The sequence below is a fragment of the Brevundimonas sp. LPMIX5 genome (assembly GCF_003576505.1).
In the GTDB taxonomy this organism is placed as follows: Bacteria; Pseudomonadota; Alphaproteobacteria; order Caulobacterales; family Caulobacteraceae; genus Brevundimonas; species Brevundimonas naejangsanensis.
Genome location: NZ_QWTZ01000001.1, coordinates 76,289 through 87,868 on the forward strand (window position 1 = coordinate 76,289; position 11,580 = coordinate 87,868).

The following is an 11,580-nucleotide window of genomic DNA, read 5'->3' on the forward strand; positions in this document are numbered from 1 at the left end:
GCGATGATGAGCAACGAGAAAAAGACCGTGTCCTTCCGCAAGATCCTTGTCTCTGTGACGGCCGCTGTCGGCCTGGTCGCCATCGCCGCTCCGGCGATGGCCGCCGGGGGCGCCAAGCATCCGCGCGACGGCGGCTTCAGCTTCGCCGGGCCGTTCGGCACCTTCGATCAGGGCCAGCTGCAACGCGGCTATAAGGTCTATCGCGAAGTCTGCGCCTCCTGCCACGGCATGGATATGGTGCACTTCCGCAACCTGGGCGATAAGCACGGCCCGTTCTGGAATCCGAAGTATCCGAACCCGAACGACAACCCGGTCGTGAAGGCGCTGGCCAAGGAAATCCAGGTCGGCGACATCGACTCGGAAACGGGCGAAGCCCTGATGCGCGACGCCACCACGGCCGACCGCTTCCCCAACCCCTATCCGAACCCGACGGCTGCGGCTGCGGCCAACGGCGGCGCCATGCCGCCGGACCTGTCGGTCATGGCCAAGGCGCGTCACGACGGCGCCAACTACATCTACTCGCTGCTGTCGGGCTATTCCGCTCCGCCGGCGGGTCTGAAGATGACCGAGACCCAGCACTACAACCCCTATATGGCTGGCGACATGACCCCGTTCTGGACCGGCAAGGGCGACGTGCCGAAGGGCGGCTTCATCGCCATGCCGCCGCCGCTGAGCGCCGGCCAAGTCACCTATGACGACGGCACCGAGGCGACGGTGGATCAGATGTCCAAGGACGTCGCCGCCTTCATCGCCTGGACCTCCGAGCCTAAGATGGTCGAGCGCAAGCAGATGGGCTTCGGCGTCATCATCTTCCTGCTGGCCTTCGCGGGCGTGACCTACGCCAGCTACCGCCGCATCTGGAAGGGCGTCGCCCACTAAGGCGCGATCGTCTGATCGAAACGAAAGAACCCGCCGGAGCGATCCGGCGGGTTTTTTCATGGCTGCTCAGCGCCTTTCGGCAGTCGACACCTGCGAGCGGGCTGACTACGGTCCCAGCATCGAATTCTCCGAGGGGTGAGCCTGTATGCGTATTTCATCTTCCATCGCCGTTCTGGCCTTCGCCGCCGCCCTGGGCGCGGCGGCCGCCGCACAGGCCCAGACCGCGCCGGCCTTCGACGCCGCGCGCATTTCCGAAGATATCCGCGTCCTGTCGGATGACAGCTTCGAGGGGCGCGGCATCGCCACCCCGGCCGAGCAGAAGGTCATCGATTATCTGAGCCGCCAGTACGCCGCCGCTGGCTTCGCGCCGGGCGGTGAGAACGGCGGTTGGACCCAGGCGGTCGGGCTGAACCGTTTCGCCGTTTCCAACGTGGCGGGCCGGCTGAAACTGGGCGACTGGAGCCAGTCGCTGACGCAGGGCCAGGAAGTCACCATGACGACGCGCCTGCCGGGCGCTGCGGTCGACCTGAAGGACAAGCCGCTGGTCTTCGTCGGCTATGGCATCAGTGCGCCCGAGCGTGATTGGAACGACTTCAAGACCGACGTGCGCGGCAAGGTCATCGTCGTCCTGGTCAACGACGCCGACTTTGAAGACCCGTCGCTGAACACCTTCGGCGGCGAGGCCATGACCTACTACGGCCGCTGGACCTACAAGTTCGAGGAAGCCGCGCGTCAGGGCGCTGCCGGCGTGCTGATCGTGCACGAGACCAAGCCTGCTTCCTATGGCTGGACCACGGTCGCCAACTCGTGGGGCGTGCCGCAGTTCGACATCGTGCGCGCTGATCCGGCGTCCGAACGCGTGGCGATGGAAGGTTGGATCCAGCGTGATCTGGCGGTCGATCTGTTCCGCCGCGCCGGGCTCGATTTCGAGCAGGAGAAGATCAAGGCGCGCAGCCGCGATTTCCAGCCGGTTGAGCTGAAGGGCGCGACGGTCGACGCCAGCTTTGACGTCGCCACCGACCGCATCGTCACCCACAACGTCGTGGCCAAGCTGGAAGGCTCGACCCATCCGGACGAGACCATCTTGTACACCGGCCACTGGGACCACATCGGCATGGGCGAGCCGGACGCCAACGGCGACCGCATCTTCAACGGCGCCATCGACAACGCATCGGGCACGGCCGGCCTGCTGGAACTGGCGCGTCAGTGGTCGGCCGGACCGAAGCCGGAACGCACCATCGTCATGATCAGCTTCACCGGCGAGGAAAGCGGCCTGCTGGGGTCGGAATTCTACGCCGCAAACCCGCTGTATCCGCTGGAGAAGACCGTCGGCGGCTTCAACCTGGACTCGGCCGCCGTGTTCGGCCGCATGAACAAGCTGGGCGTGACCGGCTATGGCCATTCGGAGCTGGACGAGCCGGTGATCGCGGCGGCGGCGGCGCAGGGACGCGGCTTCGTCGGTGATGCTGGGGCCGCAGCGGGCATCTACTTCCGCTCGGATCACTTCCCGCTGGCCAAGAAGGGCGTGCCGATGGCCTATCTGTCGTCGACCGGCGATTTCGTCGATGCGCCGATCGAGCCGCGTCAGGCCAAGGCCGCCGACTATCGCGCCAACCGCTACCACCAGGCGGCGGATGAGTGGGAGGCCGATTGGGACTACGCCGGCATGCTTCAGGACCTGGAGGTCATGTTCAAGGTCGGCCAGGACCTGGCTAACAGCCGTGACTGGCCCGAATGGAAGGCCGGTTCGGAGTTCGGCCCCGAGCGCGCCAAGAGCGCCGCTCAGCGCCGCTGATCCGTCTTTCGCGACGAACATGACGAAAATGTAAGGGGCGGCCTCGCAAGAGGCCGCCCTATGACTATCAAAACGGGCCTCGTGGGGGAGGCTGAAGGGAATCGCCATGCACCACCGCTTCATTCGCGGCGTCGCCGCCGCCCTGCTGCTGGTCGCGGGCGCGGTCTCGGCTCAGGACTTTTCGGCCCAGCGCCTGTCGGATGAGATACGCATCATCAGCGCCGACGATTTCCAGGGCCGCTATCCGGGCACTGAGGGCGAGAAGAAGACGCTCGACTGGCTGCAGGCTCAGTATGAAGCCATGGGGATGGAGCCAGGCGGTCCTGATGGCCAATGGCTGCAGATCATCGACCTGAAGCGGCTGACGCCCAAGGGCCTGCCGACGCTGACCTGGTCTGGCGCGACGTCTCAGGGGCGAGCCCTGATCGCGGGCACGGACTTCACCCTGCGCGCGATGAACGATGCGGCGGCCGGTGAGGTGGCGAACGCACCCGTCGTCTTCGCCGGTTACGGCATCCATGCGCCCGAGCGGGGCTGGGACGACTATGGTGATCTGGATGTGACAGGGGCGGTCGTCCTGGTCGTGGCGGGCGAGCCGGACGGCGAACTGTTCAATGGCCCCTACGCCACCAACTATCAGTCCGCCGCCTATAAGGCCGACGAGGCCGAGCGGCGCGGCGCGGTCGCTGTTCTGACCATCATCGACGGCGACGCGGGCGCCTCTGCGTGGCGCCGCGAAACGGGCGGGGCGACGCGGACCCGAACCTTGACGCCCGGTTCGGCCGAACTGACTCTGAGCGGCGCCGTCAACCGTGATGCAGCCGCCGAAATGGGCGTGGATCTGGCGACGCTGAAGCCCCGGCTCCAGACCGGCGATTTCCGCGCCTTTCTGCTGGATGTGCGGATCACCGCCGCGGCCGAGGAGACGGTCGAAATCCTGCGCACCCACAACCTGCTGGCCCGCATCACCGGCAGCGAGCGCCCGAACGAGGTCATCATCTATTCGGCCCACTGGGACCATGTCGGCGTCAATGAGAATACCGCCGGCGACGACAAGATCTTCAACGGCGCCTGGGACAACGCCTCGGGCACCATCGGCGTGGTCGAGATGGCCCGCCAGTTGAAGGCCGCGCCGACGCCGAAACGCAGCATCGTCTTCGCCCATATGGCGGCGGAGGAAATGGGCCTGCTGGGCGCCTACGCCTATGTCGCCGATCCGGTCTATCCGCTGGAGACGACGGTGGCGGACATCAACATCGACATGCTGCCTCTCAGCGGCCCGACGAAGGACGTGCCGATCTTCGGCAAGGGGCAGAACAGCCTTGAGGACGACCTGCAGGCCCTGGCCGAGAAGGAGGGGCGCTATGTCTCCGACGACGGCCAGCCGGAGCAGAACTTCTACTACCGCTCCGACCACTTCCCGTTCGCCCGCGCCGGGGTTCCGGCCCTGATGCCGTGGCACGGCGTGGACTGGGTCGAGGGCGGACGCGAGGCGGGACTGGCGGCGTGGAAGGCCAAGTTCGGCGCCGACTATCACCGTCCCAGCGACGAATGGTCGGCGGACTGGGATCTTCGATCAGCGGTCGAGAATCTGACCCTGCTGTATCGCTTGGGGCTAGAACTCGCCAACGGCGACGGGTGGCCGACCTGGAAGCCGACGTCGGAGTTCGGCCAGGTCCGCGACCGCAGCGCGGCGGCGCGGCAGTAGAACTCGCCTGCGCGCAAGAAAAAGGCCCTCTGTCCATCGCCGGGCAGAGGGCCTTCTCATGTCAGCCTTTGACGGTCAGACCGCCGCCAGCGCCTGATCCAGGTCGGCGATCAGGTCGTTGATGTGCTCGATGCCGACCGACAGGCGGACGGTGTCTTCGGTCACGCCCGCCTTCTTCAGCTCGTCGGGCGACAGCTGGCGGTGGGTGGTCGAGGCCGGGTGGCAGACCAGCGACTTGGCGTCGCCGATGTTGACCAGACGGGTGAACAGCTTGACCGCGTCCTGGAAGCGGCCGCCCGCCTCGCGGCCGCCCTTCACCCCGAAGGTCAGCAGACCCGAGGCCTTGCCGCCGAAATATTTCTGGATCAGGGCGTGATCCTTGTGCTCGGCCAGGCCCGCATAGTTGACCCAGTCCACCTTGGGGTGCGCCTTCAGCCACTGGGCGACGGCCGTGGCGTTCTCGACGTGGCGGTCCATGCGCAGGGCCAGCGTCTCCAGCCCCTGCAGGATCAGGAAGCTGTTGAACGGCGAGATGGCTGCGCCGGTGTTCCTTAACAGCACCGTACGCACCCGGCCGATGAAGGCCGCTGGGCCGAAGGCCTCGGTATAGACTACGCCGTGGTAGCTGACTTCCGGCTCGTTCAGGCGGCGGAAGCGTTCCTTGTGCTCGGCCCAGGGGAAGGTTCCGCCGTCGACGATGGCCCCGCCGATGCTGGTGCCGTGGCCGCCGATATATTTGGTCAGGGCGTGGACGACGATGTCGGCGCCATGCTCGATCGGCCGCGTCAGATAGGGGGTCGGCACGGTATTGTCGACGATCAGCGGCAGGCCTTGCGCGTGGGCGGCGTCGGCCAGGGCGGCGAAGTCCACCACATTGCCCAGCGGATTGCCGATGGATTCGCAGAAGACCGCCTTGGTCCGCTCATCCGTATTGGCCGCCACCGCCGCGATGTCGTCGGCGTCGATGAAGCGCACCTCGATGCCGTACTGGGGCAGGGTGTGGGCGAACAGGTTGTAGGTGCCGCCATACAGGGCGCCCGTGGCGATGATGTTGTCGCCAGCCTCGGCGATAGTCAGGATGGCATAGGTGATGGCCGCCATGCCCGAGGCCACGGTCAGGGCCGCGACCCCGCCCTCCAGCGCCGCCAGACGCTGCTCCAGCACGTCCGAGGTCGGGTTCATGATGCGGGTGTAGATGTTGCCCGCCACCTTCAGGTCGAACAGGTCGGCCCCGTGCTGGGTATCGTCAAAGGCGTAGCTGGTGGTCTGATAGATGGGCACGGCCACCGATCTGGTGGTCGGATCGGGCGCATAGCCCGCGTGCACGGCGAGGGTGTCGAACTTCATGGCTTCCCTGGAGAATTTCAGCGTCAGTCGGGCTGATTCATCCAGGGCTTCGGCGATACCCGCAAGGGCATAAGTTTTCAGCAATTCTATCAGGTCGGTCAGATTTTCTAACTGACCTGAGAAAACGCCCTAGTTGTTGAACAGGAAATGCATCACATCCCCGTCCTTGACGATATAGGCCTTGCCTTCGGCGCGCATCTTGCCCGCTTCCTTGGCGCCCGCTTCGCCCTTCAGCGCGACATAGTCGTCGAAAGCGATGGTTTCGCCGCGGATGAAGCCCTTTTCGAAGTCGGTGTGGATCACGCCCGCCGCCTGCGGCGCGGTGGCGCCGACGGGGATGGTCCAGGCGCGCGCTTCCTTGGGCCCGACGGTGAAGTAGGTCTGCAGGCCCAGCAGTTTGTAGGCCTCGCGGATCAGGCGGTTCAGGCCGGGCTCTTCCAGACCCAGGGTTTCGAGGAACTCTTTTTGCTCCTCGTCGTCCAGGACGGCGATTTCCGACTCGATCTGGGCCGAGATGACCACCGAGTTGGCGTTGTCCTCGGCGGCGCGCTTGGCGACCAGATCAGACAGCTCATTGCCCTTGTCGGCCGAAACTTCCTCGACGTTGGCGACGTAAAGGGCGGGCAGGGCGGTCAGCAGCTGCAGCCTGTCCCAGGCCTTGCGGTCTTCCTTGGACACCTCGGCCAGACGCGCGGGTTTGCCGTCGCGCAGCTTTTCGAGCGCGGCGTCGATCAGCTTGAGGTTCAGCTGGGATTCCTTGTCACCGCCCTTGGCGCGCTTCTCGATCTGGACGCGGCGACGCTCGAGGCTCTCCAGGTCGGCCAGCATCAGTTCGGTCTCGATGATCTCGAGGTCCGAGATCGGGTCGATGCGGTTCTCGACGTGGGTGATGTCGTCATCGACGAAGCAGCGGGCGACGAAGGCGATGGCGTCGCAGTCGCGGATGTTGGCCAGGAACTGGTTGCCCAGGCCTTCGCCCTTGGAGGCGCCGCGCACCAGACCCGCGATGTCCACGAAGGTGATCCGCGAGGGGATGATCTCCTTGGACCCGGCGATGCCGGCCAGGATGTTCAGGCGCGGTTCCGGCACGGCCACGTCGCCGGTGTTCGGCTCGATGGTGCAGAACGGGTAGTTGGCCGCTTGGGCCGCCGCCGTCTTGGTCAGGGCGTTGAACAGGGTGGACTTGCCGACGTTGGGCAGGCCGACGATCGCGACTTTCAGGGCCATGGTATTCCTCGTGAGCGCGAGCCTTTAGCCGGTTCGGGCCGGTTTGTCAGGCTCGCGCCTTCAAGAGAGAGGCTTACTCCTCCGAATCCACTACCGGGGGCTGTTTGATCGCCGCGTGGACGCTGATCGGACCGGCCTTTTCGAACGTCAGGGTGAAGGAGGCGATCCGGCCGTCGACCAGAGGATCGCGCAGGCCCATCAGCATGATGTGGTTGCCGCCCGGCTTCAGCTCGACCGGCGTTCCGGCGGGCAGGGGCAGGCCGTCGGCCAGGTGGCCCATGCTCATGACCCCGTTCTCCATCTTCATCTCATGCACCTCGGCCGACTGGGCCAGAGCGGTCGAGACGCTGACCAGACGGTCGTCGGAACCCGCCGTCAGGGTCAGATAGCAGCCCCCGGCCTTGGCGCCGTTGGGCGTGGGGCGGCACCAGGCGTCGGCGACCTGGACCGTGCCGGGGGCGACCGTCGCGTCGACGACCTCGGCCGTTTTCTCGGCGGGCTGGCCGCAGGCGACGAGTGTGAGGGCGGCGGCCGACAGGGCGGTCAGGGCGAACAGTCGTTTCATGTTGAAGCTCCTTATCAAGAGGCTGCGACGGGCTTGGACCCGGTGAACGCACGCACCGCTCGGTCGAGCAGCAGGGCGGCCACAAGGCTCAGTCCCGTCAAGGGATAGAGGATGGATAGGGGGATGACGATGCACAGCACGGCGATTCTCGCGCGCGGGCCGGGCGGAGCGGACGGGGCGCCGGAGCTGCGGCGCGACAGGCTGGGCGGGCGGCGCTTCCACCACATGATCAGGCCGCTGATCGCCAGCAGCCAGACGGCGATGCAGCCGATCAGCATGACGATGCGGTTGATCCAGCCGTATTGCATCCCCTGATGGACGGCGATGCCCCATTCAAAGCCCTTGGCCATGACGCCGAACTGGCTCCAGCGCAGGTCGGCTTTCACAGCCCCGCTGACGCCGTCGACATAGAGGCTGCGGGCGTCCTCGGCCTTGCGGGCCTGGCGGGCGACGGTCCAGGCTAGGTCGGGGGATTGGGGGATGCTGACGGCGAAGGGCCGGGGCAGGCCCTGTTCGTGGGTCGTCTGAAGCACGCGCGTTAGACTGGGAGCTGAGTGTGAGTGGCCATGCGCGTGGCTGTCGGCGGGCAGGACGGCGTTCTCCAGCGTCCAGCCCACGCCCGCCGGGGCGTCGTGAGGCTTGGCGTGGCTCCAGGGGCTGGCGGCGGCGGGCGCGGGCGGGCGGCCCAGTCCGGTGCCGCGCATGACGCCCATGAACTGATCGCCCCAGACGGCCGACCACGGCATCCCTGTGACCGCCAGGAAGATGATCACCCCGCCGACGTAGAAGCCGGTCAGGGCGTGGACATCGCGCCAGAAGGGACGGCGGCGGGCGTCGGTTTCGCTGGGCTTCAGCACGGCGCCGGCGCGGCGACGCGGCCACCACAGGTAGATGCCGGTGGCGCACAGGATGATGGCCCAGCCCGCGACGATCTCGACCAGAATGTTCAGCGCCGTGCCGATGGGGCCGCCGAACAGGCTGAGGGAGTGCAGCTTCTTGATCGTCTCGGTCACGCCGCCATAGGCGGTGATGCCGGTGACCGTGGCCGTATGCGGATCGACGAAGACGGTGCGCTGGGCGCCGTCGGGCCGGTCGACGCGGACGCGCACGGCCTGATCGGCGCGGTCAGGGACCAGCACGTTCGCCGCCCGGCCTTCGCCCGCGCGGGCGGCGGCGGCCAGCCACTGATCGGGATCAGCCTGCCGGGCGCTGGCCGGAACCTCGATCATGGAGCGATAGACGGCGTGGTCGATCTCGTCCTTGAACAGATAAAGGCCGCCCGTCAGCGTCAGCAGCATCAGGAACGGCATGACCAGCACCCCCGCGTAGAAGTGCCAGCGCCAGACGGCCCGATAGGCGCCGGACATCACGTCCGGCGCCTTGGCCTGTTTTGAGGCGGAACGGCCCATCAGTAGGCCAGCCGCAGGCCGACGAAGACCGAACGGCCCTCGCCGGGGAAGAAGACGGCCGTGGACGGCGGCGGCATGTTCGGCGCGATGGGGCGAGTGTCAGTAATGGCCGTGAACTCGCCGACGTAACGCTTGTCGGTCAGATTGCGCGCGTCGATGTAGACTGAAGCGTTGGCGTTGATGTTGAAACCGCCCGTCAGGCCCAGCACGGCGTAGCTCGGCGCCTTCATGGTGTTGGCGTAGTCGACGTAGGGGCTGGACAGCCGCCACTCGACCGACGGGGTGACGAAGACGCCCGTCGGATGGCGCCAGGTCAGCTCGGCGCGATACTGGTGCTCGGGCACGACCGGCAGGCGGTTGTCGCCCCAGAGGACGTCGCCATCGAAGCGGAAGTCGCTCCAGTTATAGACCTGACGCAGCATCAGCGACCCGTCCGCCAGTTCGACCGGCAGGGTCCAGTCCAGCCCGGCCTCGATGCCCTGGTGGATGGTCTTCCTGGCGTTGAAGGTAGCGGCGGGAATGTCGGGGCCGGTGATGAAGTTCAGCATCTCGCCCTCGATCCGGCTGCGATAGGCGACCAGATCCCAGGCCAGAGGCCCGCGACGGCCGCGCGTGCCGATCTCGCCGGTCCAGGCGTCCTGAACCTCGACCGGGGTGAAGCCGGTCAGCGGCGCCTGCACCAGGGCGCCATAGGTCGGCGGCTCGACCGAGCGGGTGATGTTGGCGAAGATCTGGGCGCCGTCCTCGGCTTCCCACAACAGGCCCAGACGCGGCGAGAACCACTCATAGTCCCGGCTGGCGTCGTTGACCGGGGTCATGCGGTCCAGATAATCGCGCGTGGCGCGTCCCCAGGAGCCGCCCGCGACCAGCGCCAGTTGGTCGGTGACGAACAGCCTCCCCTCGGCGAAGACGTCCAGGCCGGAGGCGTTCTGACGCGCATCAGCCGTCTTGGCTCCGCGCTGGCCCGCCAGGTTCACATAGCGCAGGGCCTCGACTTCTCCCTCGCGCCACGAGAAGCCGTAGAAGGCGTCGGCGCGCAGGCCGCCGACATTGCCGGTCCAGTCGATGCGGGCGAAGGCGCCGCGCGTGGCGCTGTCCTGATCCATCACCTGGAAGATCGGGTGATAGAGTGACTTCTCCCAGCCCCAGATGGCGCCCTCGAACAGGGTGGATTCATTGAAGCGCCAGCGGGTCTGCAGCGTCAGCCGCTTGACCGTCAGGTCGCGGGCCTGATCGCCGGACAGGGCGCTGGCCGAGGCCATGCGCGGGTTCTCCAGCGCCTGTTTCAGGGTCAGGGAGCCGGGCATGTCCTGTTTGATGTCAGCGGCCTGAGCGATCAGGCGCACCTCGCGGTCCTCGCCGAATGAGCGGCCCGCATTGACCGTCAGGCGCCCCTGCGACTGCTGGCTGTGGTCGCGCCAGCCGTCGCCCTGCATGGCGGTGGCGGCGGCGTAGACATCCCAGTCGCCATAGGTCTCGGCGACGGCGCCGTGGGCGCGCACGAAGCCGTAGCTGCCGCCCTCGACCTGCATCAGGGCGCGCTGGTTCGCCGTGCGGCCGGTGGGGGTGATCAGGTTGATCGCCCCGCCCAACTGCGCGCCTCCGAAGCGCAGGGTGTTGGCGCCCTTCCACACCTCGACATAGCGGGCGCTGAGGGAGTCCACGCTCTGGAAGTCGGAGAAGCCGTCAGCGTCGGCGAAGGGCACGCCGTCCTGGGCGAACAGGACGCCGCGTTGGTGGAAGCCCTGGGCGATGCCCGAGCCGCGGATCGACAGACGGCTTTCCTCGCCGAACCGCTTTTGCGCCAGAACGCCGGGGACATTGCGAAGAGTGTCGGAAAAGCTCTGCACGAAGCGGTCGGAGTAGCTTTCGGCCGACACCACGGCCACGGCGCCGGGGGTGCGGCTGAGACGATCGCGGGCCTCGGCCACGACGGTCGGGTCTTCGGCGTTGCGGCGGCCGGTGACGATGATGCTGTCGACGACGGTGGGGCTGTCAGCGCCGGGCAGGTCGTAGGCATGGGCGAGGGAGGGCGCCAGGCAGGCGCCGATCAGCAGGGCGCACGGCGCCGCAGCGGTCTTGAGAAACATGAAACTGAAGTCCTGAAAACAGAGGTGCAGTCGCAGGCGTCGCTATTGGACGCGGGCGAGGCGGCAGGGGTTTCTGGTTTTCAGGCGTGAGGCGGCGCGCGCGACGGCGGACGCGGCGGAGCCTGGGCGGGGGGCGGCGGGCTGGCGATGAAGGGGGCGTAGACGACGGCCTGCGACAGACGCACGACCGGCGACGGCTCCGGCGCAGGAGGCGCAGGCAAGGCGGCCAGCAGAGGCATGACGCAGGCGGCGCATTTGGCGCCCATCTCGGCCTTGATCGGGCCATCGACGCCGCCGGACTGGATGGTCTGGGGACCGTCGGCCGAGCAGATGACGATGGGCTGGCCGGGCGTGGAGGCCGCCAGAGCCGCGAACGGCATCAGGCTGCCGATCACGATGGCGAACGTCGCGGCCAGGAAGGCCAGCGAGCGCCAGGTCGACCAGTTTTCTGCCTGAGAGCGGGTCACGATGCAGGCCCCTTAAACCTTCCCATGCGGGGAAGCCAGACCATGCGGAGCGACCGACGGTCGCGCGGCGCCTCGACAATGCCGCTTTACCCG

Annotated in this window: 9 protein-coding genes; 3 read left to right on the forward strand and 6 right to left on the reverse strand. The window is 67.2% G+C overall.

The genetic code is table 11. The features are described from left to right. Positions 1-3 precede the first annotated feature (3 nt). The 3 genes from D1604_RS00380 (at position 4) to D1604_RS00390 (ending at position 4,382) form a co-directional block, all read left to right on the forward strand. Positions 4-879 carry a cytochrome c1 gene (locus tag D1604_RS00380; protein ID WP_024353116.1) on the forward strand — a complete coding sequence of 292 codons (876 nt, stop codon included), beginning with the start codon at positions 4-6 and terminating at the stop codon, positions 877-879. 145 nt (positions 880-1,024) lie between these two features. Further along, the gene (locus tag D1604_RS00385) at positions 1,025-2,674 is read left to right on the forward strand and encodes a M28 family metallopeptidase (RefSeq protein ID WP_119411731.1); all 1,650 of its coding nucleotides are present in this window, start codon (positions 1,025-1,027) and stop codon (positions 2,672-2,674) included. Between the two features lie 106 nt (positions 2,675-2,780). Next, positions 2,781-4,382: a M28 family peptidase gene (locus D1604_RS00390; protein ID WP_119411732.1), complete on the forward strand. Its 1,602-nt coding sequence runs from the start codon at positions 2,781-2,783 to the stop codon at positions 4,380-4,382. 75 nt (positions 4,383-4,457) lie between these two features. Here D1604_RS00390 and D1604_RS00395 read toward each other — a convergent pair whose 3' ends face one another. The 6 genes from D1604_RS00395 to D1604_RS00420 all read right to left on the reverse strand — a co-directional run bounded on the left by D1604_RS00395 (position 4,458) and on the right by D1604_RS00420 (position 11,487). Beyond that, a complete protein-coding gene (locus D1604_RS00395; protein WP_119411836.1) occupies positions 4,458-5,729 on the reverse strand; it encodes an O-acetylhomoserine aminocarboxypropyltransferase/cysteine synthase family protein in 1,272 nt (423 codons plus the stop codon). A 129-nt stretch (positions 5,730-5,858) separates the two neighbouring features. Beyond that, entirely contained in the window at positions 5,859-6,956 is a 1,098-nt protein-coding gene (ychF, locus tag D1604_RS00400) for a redox-regulated ATPase YchF (RefSeq protein WP_119411733.1), read from the reverse strand. A 73-nt stretch (positions 6,957-7,029) separates the two neighbouring features. Further along, positions 7,030-7,521 carry a copper chaperone PCu(A)C gene (locus D1604_RS00405; protein WP_119411734.1) on the reverse strand — a complete coding sequence of 164 codons (492 nt, stop codon included), beginning with the start codon at positions 7,519-7,521 and terminating at the stop codon, positions 7,030-7,032. Between the two features lie 14 nt (positions 7,522-7,535). Next, complete coding sequence (locus tag D1604_RS00410; RefSeq protein WP_119411735.1) at positions 7,536-8,930, reverse strand: PepSY-associated TM helix domain-containing protein; 1,395 nt, start codon at positions 8,928-8,930, stop codon at positions 7,536-7,538. Further along, positions 8,930-11,020 (reverse strand): TonB-dependent receptor family protein, encoded by a 2,091-nt coding sequence (locus tag D1604_RS00415; RefSeq protein WP_119411736.1) that lies wholly within the window; start codon positions 11,018-11,020, stop codon positions 8,930-8,932. Before D1604_RS00415 ends, D1604_RS00410 begins: the two co-directional genes overlap by 1 nt. A gap of 80 nt (positions 11,021-11,100) precedes the next feature. Further along, positions 11,101-11,487 (reverse strand): DUF2946 family protein, encoded by a 387-nt coding sequence (locus tag D1604_RS00420; RefSeq protein ID WP_119411737.1) that lies wholly within the window; start codon positions 11,485-11,487, stop codon positions 11,101-11,103. Positions 11,488-11,580 lie beyond the last annotated feature (93 nt).